The following is a 17,812-nucleotide window of genomic DNA, read 5'->3' as shown; positions in this document are numbered from 1 at the left end:
TCTTTCGGTCGTTAGGCTTAGGCGTCCCCAGAAGCGTTCAGACGTTCGCGCAGTTCCTTGCCGCTCTTGAAGAAGGGCACGGCCTTGGCGGGAACGTCCACGGTCTCGCCGGTGCGGGGATTGCGACCGACGCGGGCCGGTCGCGAACGGACGGAAAAGGCCCCGAAGCCGCGCAGTTCGACCCGGCCGCCGTCGGCCAGGGCGCCGGTCATTTCGCCCAGGATGACGTTGACCAGCCGCTCCACCTCCGCATGGGTCAGGTGGGTGTTTTCCGCCGCAAGCTTCTCGATCAGCTCGGATTTGATCATCAGGGCCCCTGCCAGCTCATGATCGGCAGGCCGCGCCCGCCGATGATCCACTGTACGGCACCCTAACCGCCGCCCGCCCCTCTAAAAAGCCCCTATCGGGCCCCGAGCCCTCGGATTTGCATGAATTATGTCCGGTTCCGGTCATTGGCCGCCGCCGCACAGGAAAAAGGCGGCGGGATCGCTCCCGCCGCCTTGATCTTTTTTCGTCGCTACCGCGAAGCGCGCGGCGCTTCGCTGCTTGAGCGAGGTCCGCTACCGCGAAGCGCGCGGCGCTTCGCTGCTTGAGCGAGGTCCGCTATCGCGAAGCGCGCGGCGCTCCGCTGCTTGAGCGAGGTCCGCTATCGCGAAGCGCGCGGCGCTTCGCTGCTTGAGCGAAGCGCCTGACGCCTTGCGGCGAGCGCCTTACTCCTTGGAGCCGGCGTTCTTCAGCGCGGCGCCCAGGATGTCGCCCAGGGAAGCGCCCGAGTCGGACGAGCCGAACTGTTCGATGGCTTCCTGTTCGTCCTTCATTTCCAGCGCCTTGATCGAGACCGAGATGCGGCGCGAGGCCTTGTCCACGGCGGTGATCATGGCGTCGGCGCGGTCGCCGACGGCGAAGCGTTCCGGACGTTGCTCGTTGCGGTCGCGCGACAGGTCCGACTTGCGGATGAAGGCGGTGACCGGGGCGTCGTCTTCACCGAACTTGACCTCGATGCCGCCCGACTCGATCGCCGTCACGGTGACGGTGATCTGCTGGCCGCGACGGTACGCATCGCCCTCGCCGATCGGATCGCCGCCGAGCTGCTTGATGCCCAGCGAGACGCGTTCCTTCTCGACGTCGACGTCCAGGACCTTGGCCTTGACCATCTCGCCCTTGCGATAGCGCTGGATGGCTTCTTCACCCGAGACCGACCAGTCGAGGTCGGACAGGTGGACCATGCCGTCGATGTCGTTGTCCAGGCCGATGAACAGGCCGAACTCGGTGGCGTTCTTGACTTCGCCCTCGACGGTCGAACCGATCGGGTGGTTGGCGACGAAGGCGTCCCACGGATTGTCCTGAGCCTGTTTCAGGCCCAGCGAGATGCGGCGCTTGGAGGCGTCGACGTCCAGGACGACCACGTCCACTTCCTGAGAGGTGGAGACGATCTTGCCCGGATGGACGTTCTTCTTGGTCCAGGACATTTCCGAGACGTGCACCAGGCCCTCGACCCCGGCTTCCAGCTCCACGAAGGCGCCGTAGTCGGTGATGTTGGTGATGCGGCCCGTGTATTTGGCGCCGACCGGATATTTGGCTTCCACGCCGTCCCAGGGGTCCGACTGCAGCTGCTTCATGCCCAGCGAGATGCGTTGGGTGTCCGGATTGATCTTGACGATTTGGACCTTGACGGTGTCGCCGACGGCGAGAACCTGCGACGGGTGCGAGACGCGCTTCCACGACATGTCGGTGACGTGCAGCAGGCCGTCGATGCCGCCCAGGTCCACGAAGGCGCCGTAGTCGGTGATGTTCTTGACGACGCCGTCGCGGACTTCGCCCTCTTGCAGCTGGCCGACCAGCTCGGTGCGCTGTTCGGCGCGGGCCTCTTCCAGGATGGCGCGACGCGAGACGACGATATTGCCGCGCGGGCGGTCCATCTTCAGGATCTGGAACGGCTGTTCCTTGCCCATCAGCGGGCCGACGTCGCGGACCGGACGGATGTCGACCTGCGAGCCCGGCAGGAAGGCCGAGGCGCCGCCCAGGTCGACGGTGAAGCCGCCCTTGACGCGGCCGACGATGGCGCCGTTGACCGGATGACCTTCGGCGAACACGGCTTCCAGACGGGTCCAGGCTTCTTCGCGGCGGGCCTTGTCGCGGCTGATGACCGCCTCGCCCAGGGCGTTTTCGACGCGCTCCAGATAGACTTCGACATTGTCGCCGACCTTGGGCAGGGCGCCGTCTTCGCCCTGGCCGAATTCGCGCATGGCGATGCGGCCTTCGGTCTTCAGACCGACGTCGATGATGACGATGTCTTTTTCGATGCCGACGACGCGGCCGTGAACGACCTGGCCTTCGCCGAAGTCGCGGCCCGACAGTTGTTCGTCGAGCAGGGCGGCGAAATCGTCGCGGGTGGGGGTGAGGGTGTCAGTCATGGAGCTGAAAAGCGTTCCGTAGGGGCTGTGGCGCGCGACCGAACGGCCTCGCGCGAGGTGGACGTCAAAAAGGATAGGCAGGTCGTCAGGATGCGAGGCCGGATCGGTCAGAACGCCCGCGGAAGCCGAGGGTGGCGCGTTGGATTTGCGAGGGAGAGGTCTAAAGACCCCGTTTCGCGCGCGCCGCCTCGACGATACGGCGGGCCGCATCGAAGGCGGCCTCTATATCCATATCGGTCGTGTCCAGCAAGACCGCGTCTTCGGCCTGGACCATGGGGGCCGCGCCCCGGCCGGCGTCGCGCGCGTCCCGGCGCTGGATATCGGCCAGCATCTCTTCGAAGCCGATGTCGAAGCCGCGCGCCGTCAGCTGTTTCCAGCGGCGCGTCGCGCGCACCTGCGGCGTCGCGGTGACGAACAGTTTGGCGGGGGCGTGGGGCGCAATGACCGTGCCGATGTCGCGGCCGTCCAGAACCGCCCCGCCCGCCTGGGCGGCGAACGCCTGCTGCAGGTCCAACAGGGCGGCGCGGACGCCGGGATGGCCCGCCACGCGGCTGGCCGCCTCGCCCGCCTCGCCGGTCGTCAGGCGGGGATCGTCGGACAGGGCGGCGACGTCCAGGGACCGCGCAGCCTCGGTCGCGGCCGCCTCGTCATCGAGAGACCGGCCGGCCTCCAGCAGTCTGACGCCCACGGCCCGGTACAGCAGGCCGGTGTCCAGATGCGGCAGGCCATAGGTCCGCGCCAGCCGCGCGGCGATGGTGCCCTTGCCCGAGGCGGCCGGGCCGTCGACGGCGATGATCAGGGACATCAGGCGGCGGAGTCCACGCGAACAGGGGCGAGGCGAAGACCCAGGGCCTGCATCACCTTGAAGATGGTCGAAAGCTCAGGCCGCCCGTCTTCGCTGAGGGCGCGATAGAGGGCGGTGCGCGACAGTTCGGCGTCGCGCGCCATCTGGCTCATGCCCTTGGCCCGGGCGACCACGCCGAGCGCATTTGTGATCAGGCGCGGATCGCCCAGTTCGGCGGCGGATTCAAACGACGCCACCAGAAACTCTTCAACCGCCTCCGGCGTGTCGAGAAAGTCGGCGGCGTCGAAGGGGACAGTCTCAATCGGCATTTCTCAACTCTCTCGCCAGAAGCAAGGCCGCCTCTATGTCCCGCCTTTGGGACGACTTGTCGCCTCCGCCAGGCACGACGACCCAGGTGCGGTTCCGTTGGAACGCGTACACGCGGTAGCCGGGAACGACGTCGATCCGCAGTTCGCTGACGCCCTCCCCGATGGGTTTGACGTCGCCCCAGTGCCCGAACTGAAGCCTTGTCAGCCGATCGGCGATCTTCGCCAACGCCCGTGCGTCCCGCAGCCTAGCGCGCCAAGCGACGAACTGCGGCGTCAGTTCAATCTCAACATCCCCACTGTCGTCTATAGGCGACATTTCATCAAGCGATCCGCCCGCCCAGGCCGTTCATCATCTCGACAAAGCCGGGGAAGCTGGTGGCGATCATGCCGGGCTCATCGACCGAGACGGGCTGATCCGAAGCCAAGCCCAGGATCAGATGGCTCATGGCGATGCGGTGGTCGTGGGCGGTGTGGACAAGGCCGCCGCCGCGCACCGACCCGCCCTCCCCGGCGCCCGTGACGATGAAGCCTTCCGGCTCTTCCTCGACCTGGACGCCGCAGGCGCGCAGGCCCTCGACCATCAGCGAGATCCGGTCGCTTTCCTTGACCCGCATTTCGCCCACCCCGCGCATCACGGTGACGCCTTCCGCAAAGGCGGCCGTGGCGGCCAGGATCGGATATTCGTCGATCATGGAGGCGGCGCGGTCTTCGGGCACGACCACGCCCTTGAGCGCCGAATGCCGGGCGGTGACGTCGCCGACCGCTTCCCCGCCGGCCTCGCGCCGGTTCGATATCGTCAGGTCGGCGCCCATGTCGCGCCAGGCAGCGAACAGGCCGGTGCGGAGGGGATTCAGCATGACCCCCTCGACCGTCACCGCCGAACCCGGAACGATCAGGCCGGCGGCCAGGGGGAAGGCGGCGGACGACGGATCGCCCGGCACGGCGACGAAGGTTCCGGTCAGGGGTTGTCCCCCCTTCAAAGAGACGACCCAGCCCTGGCCCATCTCTTCGACACCTACCTCGGCGCCGAAGGCGCGCAGCATCCGCTCGGTGTGGTCGCGGCTCTTTTCCGGCTCGGTCACCGAGGTGACGCCCTGGGCGTTCAGTCCGGCCAGCAGTATGGCCGACTTGATCTGGGCCGAGGCCACGGTCTGCACATAGTCGATCGCCGTCAGCGTCCCGCCGGTCAGGGCGACCGGCAGCCGATCCTCGGCGGCCCGCCAGTCGAACCGGGCGCCCATGTCGGCCAGCGGGCCGGTGACGCGCTTCATCGGCCGCCTTCTCAGGGAGGCGTCGCCGTCGAAGGTCGCCGTCAGCGGATAGCCCGCCGCCGCCCCCATCAGCAGGCGAACACCGGTGCCGGCGTTGCCGCAGTCGATCACCGAGGCGGGCGTCTTGAAGCCCCCCGCCCCTTCGATCCGCCAGCGCCCCTCGCCGATCCGTTCGACCTTGGCGCCGAAGGCCTGGACCGCCCGGGCGGTGGCCAGGACGTCGTCGCCCTCCAAAAGGCCCTCGACCTCGGTCACGCCCGAGGCCATGCCGCCCAGGATCATCGAACGGTGGGACATGGACTTGTCGCCCGGCGCCCGCACCGTTCCGGCGAGAGCGTTCGAACGGCTGGCGGTCAGTTGGGACGGCATTTTCACCCGCTTCAGGCTGGCTTGTCGAAAGGGCCGCGCGGGCGGCGCGAAAGACAGCTTTTGACAGCGGCTCCGAGGGGTGGCAAGGGACCGCCCCGAATTCAACCCGTTGAAGGTTCCAAACGTGGCCAATCCCGAACTGGGCGCCAAACAGGTTTGCCCGAACTGCCAGGCTAAGTTCTACGACCTGAACCGCCGCCCCGCCCACTGCCCCAAATGCGGCACGGACTTCGATCCCGAAGAAGCCCTGAAGCTGCGCAGCCGCCGCGCCCGTCCCGGCTATCCGACCGACGACGAGGACGCCGAAGATCAGGTCAAGGACAAGGCGGCCGACGGCGAAGAGGACGAGGACGAAGAGATCCGCGCCCCGGAAATCGACGAGGAAGGCCACGAGCCGATCCTGACGCCTGACGACGACGACGATTCCCCCGCCGACGCCGCAGACGAGCCGGGCATGGGTTCGACCGACGGCGACGATGACGACCTGGGCGACGATGACGACGACTCGGTGCCCTTCATCGAGGACGAAGACGACGACGACCTGGACGACGAAATCGCCAAGCCGTCGCGCGACGACGACGACTGATCTTTTTTGTTGCGCCCGCCGTATTTCCCTTTAGGGAGACGCGGCGGGCGGACAGGCTTTCGGACCCTTGCGGTTTGAAATCTCTGCCCTTTTTCACACCTGGAACCGATGTGAAAATAAATGTCGAAACGGGCTTGATCCTAAAAAAGCTCTGACATAGGTTCCGCCGCCTCGCCGGGGGCCATCGCAAGATGAACCGGGCGAACCAGACCGCAAGGTCCGGGGCTTTAGCTCAGTTGGTAGAGCGCTTGCATGGCATGCAAGAGGTCAGCGGTTCGACTCCGCTAAGCTCCACCAGTTTCCAAGGGGCCGGCTGCGACGCAGCCGGCCCCTTTTAATTTTCCGGACCCTGATCGACTCCGCCCGCCGCCGCAAAGGCGTTTACCCTCAGTTGGTAAGTTGCGGCCTATGTTTCACCGAACGACGCTCAGAACGAGACGGTTAGTGAACATCCAGCATCATGACTTCGCCGTCACGGCCGGTTTCCCCGTCCAGCCGACAGCCATCATCGACCAGCTCGAAACAGCGCGTGCGCTGATCGAAAGCCGTTTCTCCGACGCCGGGGGCCGGCTGGCGGGGTCGTTGGAAATGGTGGGACGACTGATCGAATCCCTGGATCGGCTTGAGGTCACCCTGGACGCCAAATCCGTGTCGGACACGACCCAGGACCTGTTGTCCACGGCCGAGGGACTGAACGCCCTGCCGGAGGCCCAGCAGGACCGGATCGCCTATTTCGCCAACATCAAGGTCGCCGGCGCCCAGCTTCAGGCCAATATCGACTCGATGCGCACAACGCTGCGCTACCTCCGGGCCTTTGCGCTGAACGTCAAGATAACGGCCGGGTCCACCATCCGCGCGTCGGACGAGTTCGCCGGCTTCGCCGAGCGGATGTGCAGCCAGCTGGACCTGGGCGTCGGCCAGTTGGACGAACTCGCCGATCAGCTGACGGATCTGTCGACCCGCCTGCAACAGGCCCTGGAGTTCGAACAGACCCTGAGCGGCAAATACGCCGCCCTGATCCCCGCCGTGCCGGACCGGCTGGCGGTCGACGCCCGCGCCATTCAGGAACAGCATACCCAGATCGCCGACGTCGCCCGTTCGATCGCGGCCATAGCCCGCGACATCCAGACCAAGGTCAGCAAGGCCCTGATGGCGCTTCAGATCGGCGACATCACCCGTCAGCGCATCGAACACGTCCAGCTGGGCCTGCGCGTCGCCAGCCGCCTGGCGGCCCAGTCGGACTTGGCCGAGGAGGCGCGCGACCGGGCCGAACGTCGGCTGCTGCACATGCTGGCGGCCCAGATGTCCGATATCGCGGCCGATTTCGAGGCGGAAGCGGTCAAGGTGACCCAGAGCCTGAACGGCATGGCGGCGGACACGGCCCAGATCCTGGCGGTCAACGCCCTGGGCGGCCGGGGCGGCAAGGGCGGATTGCGCGAACTGGAAGAGAGCCTGGGACACGCGGGCCTTCTCGTCGGCGACGTGACTGCGGCCATGGCCAACGCCCACAGGATCAGCAACGAAACCGTCTCGGCGGTCGAGGCCCTGTCGCGCCGGGTCGGCGCCATCCAGGGCGTCAAGCGCGACATCCAGCAGATGGCCATCAACAGCAGCCTGCGCTCCAACCGCCTGGGCGACATCGGCAAGCCTTTGAGCGTGATCGCCATCGAGCTGAGCAGCCACGCCGGCCAGCTGGAGGAAGAGGCCGATCTGACGCTCAGCTCCCTGAACGCCCTGGCGGGCGTCGCCAATGACAGGCCGGCGGGCGGCGATCAGGACGGGCGGGTGGACGCCGGTCGTCTGAACGGGGTGCGCAGCCGTCTGCGCCAGGCCGCCGACGTGGTCGAGCACGACCTGAGCGGCCTCAGCGACCAGGGCGCCGCCACGGCGCGGTCCCTGACCGTCGCCGCCGAACAGCTGGGGCTGAAGGCCGACATGGGCGACGCCCTTCACGCCGCCGCCGCCGCCCTGGTCGAGGCCGCAGGGCCCGAGGTGGACGACCTGTCCCAGATCGAGGCCGCCCTGGACGAGGCGATGAACGAGATCGGGCGCTGCTATACGATGGCGCGCGAACGGCTGATCCATGCCGAATACGCCGTTCCCAAGGACGCTGCGCCGGAAGGCGAAGAGGCTCAGGCCGAGACGGCGGCCGTCGAAGCGGCGCCGGCCGAGGCGGACGAGTTCGCCGACCTGCTGTTCTGAAGATCACGCAGCCCTGAAATGATAACGCCGCGCCGACGTCTCCGTCGGCGCGGCGTCAACTGTCGAACAGGCCGAAGACCAGGCCTGGTTCAGCGCGACCGATCGACCGCCATGATTTCGCGCGCGATATGTTCCAGCGCCATGATCTTTTGGGCGGCGCCCCGGGCGATGGCCTCCTTGGGCATGCCGAAGACGATCGAGCTGGCCTCGTCCTGGGCCACGGTCACGGCGCCGGCCTCCTTCATCTCCAGCAGGCCGCGCGCCCCGTCGTCGCCCATGCCGGTCATGATGACCCCCATGGCGTTGCGGCCGGCGGCGCGGGCGGCCGAGCGGAACAGGACGTCCACCGAGGGCCGGTGACGCGACACGGGCGGACCGTCCTTGATCGCCACCTGATAGCGGGCGCCCTGGCGTTCCAGCAGCATGTGTTTGTCGCCCGGCGCGATCAGGACGTGGCCGCGCAGGACGGGATCGCCGTGCTGGGCCTCCTTGACCTCGACCTCGCACAGGCTGTTCAGCCGTTTGGAGAAGGCGGCGGTGAAGCCGGCCGGCATGTGCTGGACGATGACGATCCCCGGCGCATTGGCCGGCAGGGCCTGCAGGACTTCGCGGAGGGCTTCGGTGCCGCCGGTCGAGGCGCCCAGACAGGCGACCATTTCGGTGGTGCGGGCCATGGCCGCGCCGCTGGGCGGCGGCAGCATGGCGTCGGCCGTCAGCTTGGTGCCGGGATCCAGCGTCCGGGCGGTCGGGCGGCGGGCGCCGACGCGGGCGCGGGCGGCGGCCTTGACCACGTCGCGGATGCGGTCGCCGCTCTCGGCCAGATGGTCCGCCGCCCCGATCCGCGGCTTCAGGATGATGTCGACGGCGCCGGCTTCGAGCGCCTGCATCAGGGTCTCGGAGCCCGCCTCGGTCAGGGAGGAGCACATGACCACCGGGATCGGGCGCTGAGACATCAGTTTCCGAAGGAAGGTGATGCCGTCCATGCGCGGCATTTCCACATCCAGGGTGATGACGTCGGGCACGTCCTCGGCGATGCGGCGGGCGGCGACGAAGGGATCGGACGCCACCCCCATGACTTCGATCTGCGGATCCGCCGACAGCACGTCCACCAGGGTCTGGCGCACGCTGGCGGAATCGTCGATCACCAGAACACGAACCTTGGGCATGAGGTCAGGTCTTCCGGAAGATGGTGTTGGCGACGGTGACCAGCGGCAGTTCGATGCCGGTGATGCTTTCCGAATGACCGATGAACAGATAGCCGCCGGGCCGCAGACGGGCGCACAGACGGTTCAGAACCTTGGCCTGGGTCTGTTTATCGAAATAGATCATGACGTTGCGGCACATGATCATGTCGAACGGATCGCCGACCGAATAGGCGTCGTCCATCAGGTTCAGCCGCGCCAGCGACAGCTTGGACCGCAGGGACGGATGAATGCGGCTTTCGCGGCGGCTGGCGTCGCGCGCCCTCATCACCCAGCGCTTCATGTCCGCCGGCACGGGCGTCAGCATTTCGTCGGGATAGACGCCGCGCAGGGCCGTCTCCAGCACCTCAGTCGACAGATCGGTGCCCAGGATCTGATAGTCCGGCCCGCCCTCTTCGTCGGCGAACTTCTGCAGGACCATGGCCATCGTATAGGGCTCGGCGCCCGTCGAACAGGCCGCGCTCCAGGCGCGGATGCGACGCTGCCCGGCGGCCTTGAACTCCGGCAGGACGTGGCTGGCCATATAGTCGAAATGGCGCGGCTCGCGGAAGAAGTCGGTCTTGTTGGTCGTGACCGCGTCGATCAGGAAGACGGACTCGGTCTCCAGACCGCCGTCCTTGAACAGATAGTCGCAATAGCGGTCGAAGGTCTCATGGCCGGTGACGCGCAGCCGGCGACGCAGCCGTCCCTCCAGCATGGTGCGCTTGGACGAGGGCATCTTGATGCCGCTGTAGTCATAGATGTAGCGCGCCAACCGTTCGAAGTTGCGGGCGCTGATCTGATCAAGCGTGGGGGCGGACCGTTCTAGCGCCGCTTGGGACAAGGCGTTTCTCTCTTCTTTTTTATGGGCCGTTCGCGCCGCCCTCAGGCGGCGCGTTCGACAGGGGCGAAGGCGGCGAGATCGGCCGCATCGCCAGTGGTGGACAGGAGGCGAGGCAGGTCGATCAGGACGACGAAGCCGTCGTCGCGCCGCACCACGCCGGAGATATAGTCCGAGCGCCATTTGATGCCGATGTCGGGCGAGGGCTCGATCTGGTCGGCGGCGAAGCTGGTCACCTCGAACACCCGGTCGGCGACCAGACCCAGGCTCAGGGTCCGGTCCTCCAGCGGGATGTCCAGGACCAGGATCCGGGTGTTCAGGGTCGGTTCGACCGGCGCCATCCCCAGGCGGATCCGCAGATCCGCCGTGGGAACGCCCTGGCCGCGCACATCGGTCAGACCCATCAGATAGGCGGGGCTGTTGGGGATGCGCGACGGGGGCTGATAGGTCAGGATCTCCCGCACCAGCCCGACCGGGGCGGCGAAGACCTCCTCGCCCAGGCCGAAGGTGACGTATTGACCTTCAGCCGCACCCGCTTTTTCCACGGGGCCGGACATCAGGCGCTCTCCCGGAAGTCCATGTCCTCGGCGTCGGCGCCGCCGCTGGTCAGGTCCAGGGCGAAGCCCTGGGCCCGGGCCTGCTGGGCGTGGACCGGAGACTTGGCGAAAGACTGGGCCGGGGCAGCCGCCTTGGCGACCGGACGGGCGGCGGGCTTGGGCGGCGACTTGAAGGTCGAGGCGCGGGCGGGAGCTCGGGCCGGAGCCCGTCCGCTGCGGCCGCCGGCCGAGTCGGTGCGGAAGAAGGCGATGGAGGCCTGAAGCTCTTCGGCCTGGGCCGCCAGTTCTTCCGAGGTCGCCGACATCTCTTCCGAGGCGCCCGCATTCTGTTGCGTCACCTTGTCGAGCTGCTGAATGGCCTCGTTGATCTGGTTGGCGCCGACGTCCTGTTCGCGGCAGGCGGCGGAGATTTCCGAGACCAGTTCGGCGGTCTTGCGGATGTCCGGCACCAGGCGCTGCAGCATGTCGCCGGCCTCTTGAGCGGCCTTGACCGTGTCGCCCGAGACCGCGCTGATCTCGGCGGCGGCCGTCTGGCTGCGTTCGGCCAGTTTGCGCACTTCCGAAGCCACGACCGCGAAGCCCTTGCCGTGTTCCCCGGCGCGGGCGGCCTCGACCGCCGCGTTCAGGGCCAGCAGATCGGTCTGACGCGCGATCTCCTGCACGATGCCGATCTTGTCGGCGATGGTGCGCATGGCGTCCACCGCGCGGGTCACGGCCTCGCCGCTCAGTTCGGCGTCCTTGGCCGACTGGCGAGAGATCTTCTCGGTCTGGGCGGCGTTGTCGGCGTTCTGTTTGATGTTGGCGGCCATCTCCTCCATCGAGGCCGAGGCCTGTTCGGCGGCGGCGGCCTGTTCGGTGGCGCCCTGGCTCATCTGCTCGGACGTGGCCGACAGTTCCTGGCTGCCGGAAGAGACGTTGTCGGCGGCCGACAGGGCGTCGGCGACGACGCCGCGCAGGCGCTCGACCATCGACTGCAGCGACAGGCCCAGGGTGTCCTTGTCCGACAGGGGCTTGGGCTGGACCGTCAGGTCGCCCTGGGCGATCTCGTCGGCCATGGCGGCGGTGGCGCGCAGATTGGCCGTCATGCGATCGACCGTATCGACCAGATCCTTGATCTCGTCATTGGTCGTGACCTTGATGTCCTGATCCAGGTCGCCGATGGCGACCGCCTCAATGGCCGTGGAGACCTTGCGCAGGCCCAGGGTGACGGTGCGCGAAATCCACAGGGCGGCGACCACGCCGATCACCAGTCCGGCGACCACCAGGGCGATGAACATCGTCCGGGCTTCGGCGAAGACCTTGTCGCCTTCGACGCTGGCGGCCTTGCCGCCGTCGACGTTCAGGTTCACGAGCTTCAGCAGGTCGGCCGACAGGTCGTCATACAGCGGCTTGCTGGCGCGCATGGCCTCGGCGGCGGCCTCGTTCTGATTGACGCGCGAGAAGGTCAGCATCCGCTCGCCGTCCCGCAGATAGTTTTCGAACTTGCCGGCGAACTGATTGTAGAGCGCCCGCTCGTCGTCCGAGGAGATGAGGGCCTCATACTTCGTCCGTTCGCTCTTGATCGTGTCGAGCGTGGCGGCGATGTCCTTTTCGACCTCGGCCATGCGCGCCGGATCGGTCGAGGTGATGTGGGCGTACTGCTGGGCCCGCAGGTCCGAGGTCGCCGTATTGAGGCTGTGGATGGCGTCGATGCTCGGCATCCAGTTTTCGGTGATGACGGTCGACTGATCGTTGACCGCGCTCATCTTTATGACGCCGACGACGCCCAGAACCATGGCGATCGCCAGGACGGCGGCGAAGGCGCCGGCCAGTTTTGCTTTAATCGTTAGGCGCATTTCAGAGCCCCTTTTCTGAAGTCAGGTCGGCGAATGGCGGACGCGGGTTACTGAGGACGGTACTGGGTCGGCGATGTTGGAGGACGGAGATTCCGGACATCAGGCGCTTTCCCGGAAGTCCATGTCCTCGGCGTCGGCGCCGCCGCTGGTCAGGTCCAGGGCGAAGCCCTGGGCCCGGGCCTGCTGGGCGTGGACCGGGGATTTCGCAGGGGACGCCGACTTGCCGACCGGACGGGCGGCGGACTTGGCGGGCGCCTTGAAGGTCGAGGTGCGGGGGGCGCGGGCCGGAGCCCGTCCGCCGCGACCGCCGGCCGAGTCGGTGCGGAAGAAGGCGATCGAGGTCTGAAGCTCTTCGGCCTGGGCCGCCAGTTCTTCCGAGGTGGCCGACATCTCTTCCGAGGCGCCCGCGTTCTGTTGCGTCACCTTGTCCAGCTGCTGGATGGCCTCGTTGATCTGGCTGGCGCCGACGTCCTGTTCGCGGCAGGCGGCGGAGATTTCCGAGACCAGTTCGGCGGTCTTGCGGATGTCCGGCACCAGACGTTGCAGCATCTCGCCCGCTTCCTGGGCGGCCTTGACCGTGTCGCCCGAGACCGCGCTGATCTCGGCGGCGGCCGTCTGGCTGCGTTCGGCCAGTTTGCGGACCTCGGAGGCGACGACGGCGAAGCCCTTGCCGTGTTCCCCGGCGCGGGCGGCCTCGACCGCCGCGTTCAGGGCCAGCAGATCGGTCTGACGCGCGATCTCCTGCACGATGCCGATCTTGTCGGCGATGGTGCGCATGGCGTCCACGGCGCGGTTGACCGCCTCGCCGCTGGCCTCAGCGTCCCTCGACGACTGACGCGAGATCTTCTCGGTCTGGGCGGCGTTGTCGGCGTTCTGTTTGATGTTGGCGGCCATCTCCTCCATCGAGGCCGAGGCCTGTTCGGCGGCGGCGGCCTGTTCGGTGGCGCCCTGGCTCATCTGTTCGGAGGTGGCCGACAGCTCCTGGCTGCCCGAGGAGACGTTGTCGGCGGCCGACAGGGCGTCGGCGACCACGCCGCGCAGACGCTCCACCATCGACTGCAGCGACAGGCCCAGGGTGTCCTTGTCCGACAGCGGCTTGGGCTGAACCGTCAGGTCGCCCTGGGCGATCTCGTCGGCGATCGCCGCCGTCGTGCGCAGGTTCAGCGTCATCCGTTGCAGGGCCTGGCCCAGGATGTCCTTGTCCGACAGGGGCTTGGGCTCGACGCTCAGGTCGCCCACGGCGATCTGATCGGCCATGGCGGCCGTGGCGCGCAGGTTCCGGGTCATGCCTTGCAGCGAGAGACCCAGGGTGTCCTTGTCCGACAGGGGCTTGGGCTCGACGCTCAGGTCGCCCATGGCGATCTGATCGGCCATGGCGGCCGTGGCCTTCAGATTGTCGGTCATGGTGTTGAACACCCCGACCAGGTCCTTGATCTCGTCGTTCGACTTGATCTCGATCCGCTGGTCCAGATCGCCGATGGCGACGGCGTCGGCGACCGTCATCAGACGGCTGAGGCCGGCGCTGATGCCCAAGGCGATCCACAGGGCGAAGGCGACGGCGATGGCCAGGGCCGCGATCGTCAGACCGATGACCAGGTTGCGGGTGTCGGCGTACTGTTTGGACGTGTCCTGATCGGCCTTCACCATGGCGGCCTGGTTGCGCTCGACGATCTTGGCGAAGATCTCCGACATCTCGACCGCGATCTCGCGCGATTCGCCGGTCGACAGAGCGATGGCCTGGGCGTGCTGGCCCGAGCGCACCAGGTCGGCCATGCGGCCCTCCATCGTCGTCATCTGAGCCAGCAGGGCCTCCAGCCGCTGCCAGTCAGGCTTGTTGACCTCGGACGCCTTCTCCTCGCCGGCTTTCAGAAGTTCAGCCATCTCCTCGCGGGCCGTCTCACCCGTTTCGATGTGACGACGCATTTCCTCCGGCGTGGTCGAGAGGATCAGGTTCTTTTCAGCCCGGATCGACTCCAGCAGGCGGATGTTCGCCGTCTGCGAATTCTCCAGTCGCTTGGCCGGGCCCGACATGACGTCGTCCATGGCCTTGTTGAAGCTGCCCAGGCTGTGAATCCCGAGGAACGCAATCCCGATCAGCAGGACGATCATCATCCCGAAGCCGGCGGCCAGCTTGGCCTTAATCGTGAAACGCATGGCTGTTCTCCCCGAAGAGCCGGTCAGTGACGCGTGGCGGACGCGACCGGCGAGCGGGCGTCGTGCTGTTGGTTGAAGAGGGTCTGGAGGGCGGGAACGACGATGAATTCGCCGTCGCGCTTGACCAGGCATTGGATGAACTCGGGCCGCCAGCGCATGCCGACGCTGGGCGGGGCCTCGGCGTCGGCGCGGGCCAGGGTGGTGACCTCATGGACCTTGTCGGTGCGCAGGCCGACCAGGGTCGGCTCTCCGTCCAGATCGATCTCGATGACCACGATGCGGCTGTCGATGGTGGGCTCGCCCCGCTCCATGGCGAAGGCGACGCGCAGATCCGACAAGGGGATGACCTTGCCGCGGAAGTTGATCACGGCGCCGGCGAAGGCGCCGGCCCCCGGCACCACCGTCTCGGGCGCCAGGTCCATGATCTCCTGCACCGCGACGGCCTCCAGGGCGAACAGTTCGCCGTTCAGCTCGAAGGTCAGGACCTCCATCTGCTCCGCGCCGGTCCAGCCGGTGGTTTCAGCCGTCTCGCTCATACCGCCTCACGCATCTGCGCCTCCTGCTGCTGGCCCTTGGCGACCAGGTGGCCCACGTCCAGGATCAGGGCGACGCCGCCGTCGCCCAGGATGGTGGCCCCCGAGAAGGTCGGCAGGCCGGAATGAAGCTTGGACATCGACTTGATCACCGTCTGGTGGTCGCCGATGATCTGATCGACGACCAGGCCGATCCGCTCGGCGCCGGTCGAGACGACCACCACCTTCTGATGCAGTTCGGGCGGGGTGCCGGTGTCGAACATCTCGCGCAGGCGCAGGAAGGGCACCAGGCTGTTGCGCAGGGAGATGAAGCTGCGGCCGCGCGAACGCAGATCCTCGTCCAGCGACAGCTCCAGACACTCCTCGACCGCGTCCAGCGGAATGACGTAGCGGCCGTGGCCGACGCGAACCAGAAGGCCGTCGATGATGGCCAGGGTCAGGGGGATGCGCAGCGACACCTCCGACCCCTCTCCGGGCCGGCTGGCGATGTCGATGGAGCCGCGCAGGCCCTCAATGGTGCGTTTGACCACATCCATGCCGACGCCGCGGCCCGACAGGTTGGTGACCGCCGCCGCCGTCGAGAAGCCGGGATGGAAGATCATCTGCAGCAGGTCATGGTCGCTGATCGCCGCGCCGGGCTCGATCAGCCCCTGGCTCTCGGCCTTGGCGCGGACGCGGTCGCGGTCGATGCCCCGGCCGTCGTCGCGGATGGTGATGACCACTTCGCCGCCCGACTGATGGGCCGACAGGCGGATGCGGCCCGTAGCCGGCTTGCCGGCGGCGGCCCGGTCCTCGGCCGTTTCCAGACCGTGGTCGGCGGCGTTGCGGATCAGGTGGACCAGGGGGTCGGCCAGACGCTCGATGACGGTCTTGTCGATCTCGGTGCTCTCGCCGTCGGTCGACAGTTCGATCGCCTTGCCCGTCTCGCGCGCCAGGTCGTGGACCAGGCGGCGGAAACGGCCGAACAGGGTCGAGACGGGCACCATCCGCAGCACCATCATGGTGTCGCGCAGTTCGCCGGACAGGCGCTCGATTTCTTCCGACACGGCGCGCAGGGCCACGTCGGTCCCGCCGGCGGCGATCTGGCTCAGGCGGGACTGGGCGATGACCAGTTCGCCGACCCGGTCCATCAGCTCATCCAGGCGGTCGGCCGGAACGCGCACGCTCTCAGCAGCCTTGGCGGCCTTGGCGCCGCCTGCTTCAGCCGGTTCGGCGGCGGGCGCAGCAGGGGCGACGGCGGCGGGCTTGGCCGCCGAAACCGGAGCCTGAGCCGGCTCGGCGGCGGCCTGGACCGGGGCGTCTTGGGGGGCGTCTTGGGGGCGGCTTGGGGGGCGGCTTGGGGAGCCTCTTGCGGCGCGGCGGCTTCGGCGTCCACCGCTTCGATGCTCAGGGTCATCTCGTCCATGACGAAGATGAAGACGTCCTCGATCGCCGAGCGGCCGTGCTCGGTCGTCAGGGTGACGGTCCAGCCCAGATGGAGGTCGGTCGGCTCCATCCGGCTGAGCGGCGGCACCCGCGAGGTATCGACCACCACATGGGCCTCGCCCAGGTCGCGCAGCTCGTTCAGCAGGGCCAGGGGGTTGGCGCCGTTGCGGAAGGCGTCGGCGGGCAGTTCGAACTTCACGCGCCAGGTCGTCGCGCCGGCCTTCGGTGTTTCCGGCGCGGCGGCGCCGTCAGCCTCGCGCACTGCGCGCTCCAGATCGGCCAGCAGGGCGTCGCCTGCGGCGCCGTGATCGCCCGACGGATCCTCCAGCAGCTGTCGCATGTGGTCGCGGGCGGCCAGAACCGCAGAGACCAGATCCGTGGTCGCCGCCACCTCGCCCTTGCGGACCCGGTCGAAGGCGGTTTCGCAATGGTGGGTGAAGCCGGCCAGGGCGTCGAAGCCGAACATGGCCCCCGACCCCTTCAGCGTGTGCAGGCCGCGGAACACGGCATCGACCAGATCCCGGTCTTCGGGACGATCCAGCAGGTCCAGCAGGCCCTGTTCGATCAGTTCCAGGTTCTCGCGCGCCTCAACCTGGAAGATGGCGATGGCTTCGTTCATCGGCCCAGCACCTTCTTAGCGATCCGCACCAGCTGGTCGGGATCGAACGGTTTGGTCAGCCAGCCCGTGGCGCCCGCGGCCTTGGCCCGCGCCTTCATGCCCTCGTCGGACTCGGTGGTCAGGAAGACGATCGGCACGCCCATCTGTTCGGGCATGCGGCGCATCTCTTCGATCATGGTCAGGCCGTCCATGACCGGCATGTTCAGATCGGTGATGATCAGGTCGAAGGCGCTGGCCTTGGCCTTGGCGATGCCCTCGGCGCCGTCGCCGGCCTCGGCGACCGAATAGCCGGCGCCGGTCAGGGCGATCTTCAAGGCCATGCGGATGCTGGGCGAGTCGTCAACGGTCAGGATGGAAGCCGTCATTGAACCGATCCTTCATGAAACCAGAACCGCAGGTCGTCCTCGGACGCCTCGGTCAGAAAACCCGCCGCTTCCAGCACCGGGCGAAACGCCTCGCCCGGATGCGCCAGGCTCAAGGTCTTGCCGACGGCCTGGGCCTGACGGCGCGCCGCCTCGATCAGCTGGACGCCGCACAGATCGACGGCCTGATCCTCGACCAGGTCCAGGGTGACGGCGTCGTCCTCTTCGAAGGCGTCCAGAATGGACTGGCGCAGACCCGCGACATTGCGAACCACCAGGGCCGCATCCACCAACACTCGTCTCATCCATCCCCCGCACGGCTATGGCGCTACAACTGGAAGCATCATTGA

General features: G+C 67.6%; 18 protein-coding genes and 1 tRNA gene. 3 read left to right on the top strand and 16 right to left on the bottom strand.

Annotated elements, in window-relative coordinates:
• Positions 1 to 17: 17 nt before the first annotated feature.
• The 6 genes from JL11_RS04970 to aroA form a co-directional block, all read right to left on the bottom strand.
• Positions 18 to 308: an integration host factor subunit beta gene (locus JL11_RS04970; protein ID WP_054766822.1), complete on the bottom strand. Its 291-nt coding sequence runs from the start codon at positions 306 to 308 to the stop codon at positions 18 to 20.
• Positions 309 to 710: 402 nt separating this feature from the next.
• Positions 711 to 2,414 carry a 30S ribosomal protein S1 gene (gene rpsA / locus JL11_RS04965; protein ID WP_054764680.1) on the bottom strand — a complete coding sequence of 568 codons (1,704 nt, stop codon included), beginning with the start codon at positions 2,412 to 2,414 and terminating at the stop codon, positions 711 to 713.
• 160 nt (positions 2,415 to 2,574) lie between these two features.
• Positions 2,575 to 3,219 carry a (d)CMP kinase gene (gene cmk / locus JL11_RS04960; RefSeq protein ID WP_054764679.1) on the bottom strand — a complete coding sequence of 215 codons (645 nt, stop codon included), beginning with the start codon at positions 3,217 to 3,219 and terminating at the stop codon, positions 2,575 to 2,577.
• Entirely contained in the window at positions 3,219 to 3,527 is a 309-nt protein-coding gene (locus tag JL11_RS04955) for an addiction module antidote protein (RefSeq protein ID WP_054764678.1), read from the bottom strand. The genes cmk and JL11_RS04955 overlap by 1 nt, the downstream gene beginning before the upstream one ends.
• Positions 3,517 to 3,843: a type II toxin-antitoxin system RelE/ParE family toxin gene (locus JL11_RS04950; RefSeq protein WP_054764677.1), complete on the bottom strand. Its 327-nt coding sequence runs from the start codon at positions 3,841 to 3,843 to the stop codon at positions 3,517 to 3,519. Before JL11_RS04950 ends, JL11_RS04955 begins: the two co-directional genes overlap by 11 nt.
• Positions 3,844 to 3,847: 4 nt before the next feature.
• Positions 3,848 to 5,167 carry a 3-phosphoshikimate 1-carboxyvinyltransferase gene (gene aroA, locus JL11_RS04945; protein ID WP_054764676.1) on the bottom strand — a complete coding sequence of 440 codons (1,320 nt, stop codon included), beginning with the start codon at positions 5,165 to 5,167 and terminating at the stop codon, positions 3,848 to 3,850.
• 124 nt (positions 5,168 to 5,291) lie between these two features.
• Here aroA and JL11_RS04940 point away from each other — a divergent pair, with 124 nt between their 5' ends.
• The 3 genes from JL11_RS04940 to JL11_RS04930 all read left to right on the top strand — a co-directional run bounded on the left by JL11_RS04940 (position 5,292) and on the right by JL11_RS04930 (position 7,955).
• Entirely contained in the window at positions 5,292 to 5,753 is a 462-nt protein-coding gene (locus JL11_RS04940) for a TIGR02300 family protein (protein WP_054766821.1), read from the top strand.
• A gap of 221 nt (positions 5,754 to 5,974) precedes the next feature.
• Positions 5,975 to 6,050, top strand: a tRNA-Ala gene (locus JL11_RS04935).
• 147 nt (positions 6,051 to 6,197) lie between these two features.
• Entirely contained in the window at positions 6,198 to 7,955 is a 1,758-nt protein-coding gene (locus JL11_RS04930) for a hypothetical protein (RefSeq protein ID WP_054764675.1), read from the top strand.
• An 89-nt stretch (positions 7,956 to 8,044) separates the two neighbouring features.
• Here the strand turns inward: JL11_RS04930 and JL11_RS04925 are convergent, their stop codons facing one another.
• The 10 genes from JL11_RS04925 to JL11_RS04885 all read right to left on the bottom strand — a co-directional run bounded on the left by JL11_RS04925 (position 8,045) and on the right by JL11_RS04885 (position 17,767).
• Positions 8,045 to 9,121 carry a protein-glutamate methylesterase/protein-glutamine glutaminase gene (locus JL11_RS04925; protein WP_054764674.1) on the bottom strand — a complete coding sequence of 359 codons (1,077 nt, stop codon included), beginning with the start codon at positions 9,119 to 9,121 and terminating at the stop codon, positions 8,045 to 8,047.
• A gap of 4 nt (positions 9,122 to 9,125) precedes the next feature.
• Positions 9,126 to 9,980 (bottom strand): CheR family methyltransferase, encoded by an 855-nt coding sequence (locus JL11_RS04920; RefSeq protein WP_054764673.1) that lies wholly within the window; start codon positions 9,978 to 9,980, stop codon positions 9,126 to 9,128.
• A 41-nt stretch (positions 9,981 to 10,021) separates the two neighbouring features.
• Complete coding sequence (locus tag JL11_RS04915) at positions 10,022 to 10,534, bottom strand: chemotaxis protein CheW (RefSeq protein ID WP_054764672.1); 513 nt, start codon at positions 10,532 to 10,534, stop codon at positions 10,022 to 10,024.
• Positions 10,534 to 12,369 (bottom strand): methyl-accepting chemotaxis protein, encoded by a 1,836-nt coding sequence (locus JL11_RS04910; protein ID WP_054764671.1) that lies wholly within the window; start codon positions 12,367 to 12,369, stop codon positions 10,534 to 10,536. The genes JL11_RS04915 and JL11_RS04910 overlap by 1 nt, the downstream gene beginning before the upstream one ends.
• A gap of 99 nt (positions 12,370 to 12,468) precedes the next feature.
• On the bottom strand, positions 12,469 to 14,523 hold the full coding sequence (locus tag JL11_RS04905; protein ID WP_054764670.1) for a HAMP domain-containing methyl-accepting chemotaxis protein: 2,055 nt from the start codon (positions 14,521 to 14,523) through the stop codon (positions 12,469 to 12,471).
• Positions 14,524 to 14,546: 23 nt separating this feature from the next.
• A complete protein-coding gene (locus JL11_RS04900; RefSeq protein ID WP_054764669.1) occupies positions 14,547 to 15,059 on the bottom strand; it encodes a chemotaxis protein CheW in 513 nt (170 codons plus the stop codon).
• Positions 15,056 to 16,219, bottom strand: a complete 1,164-nt coding sequence (locus JL11_RS17875; protein WP_224761172.1) for a chemotaxis protein CheA — start codon at positions 16,217 to 16,219, stop codon at positions 15,056 to 15,058. The genes JL11_RS04900 and JL11_RS17875 overlap by 4 nt, the downstream gene beginning before the upstream one ends.
• The gene (locus tag JL11_RS17870) at positions 16,186 to 17,100 is read right to left on the bottom strand and encodes an Hpt domain-containing protein (RefSeq protein ID WP_231681399.1); all 915 of its coding nucleotides are present in this window, start codon (positions 17,098 to 17,100) and stop codon (positions 16,186 to 16,188) included. The genes JL11_RS17875 and JL11_RS17870 overlap by 34 nt, the downstream gene beginning before the upstream one ends.
• A complete protein-coding gene (locus JL11_RS04890) occupies positions 17,097 to 17,465 on the bottom strand; it encodes a response regulator (protein WP_054764668.1) in 369 nt (122 codons plus the stop codon). The genes JL11_RS17870 and JL11_RS04890 overlap by 4 nt, the downstream gene beginning before the upstream one ends.
• Complete coding sequence (locus JL11_RS04885) at positions 17,462 to 17,767, bottom strand: STAS domain-containing protein (protein WP_082382600.1); 306 nt, start codon at positions 17,765 to 17,767, stop codon at positions 17,462 to 17,464. Before JL11_RS04885 ends, JL11_RS04890 begins: the two co-directional genes overlap by 4 nt.
• Positions 17,768 to 17,812: the final 45 nt, after the last annotated feature.

It is taken from the genome of Brevundimonas sp. DS20 (assembly GCF_001310255.1).
GTDB lineage: Bacteria > Pseudomonadota > Alphaproteobacteria > Caulobacterales > Caulobacteraceae > Brevundimonas > Brevundimonas aurantiaca.
This window is presented reverse-complemented; position numbering and strand designations above follow the sequence as displayed.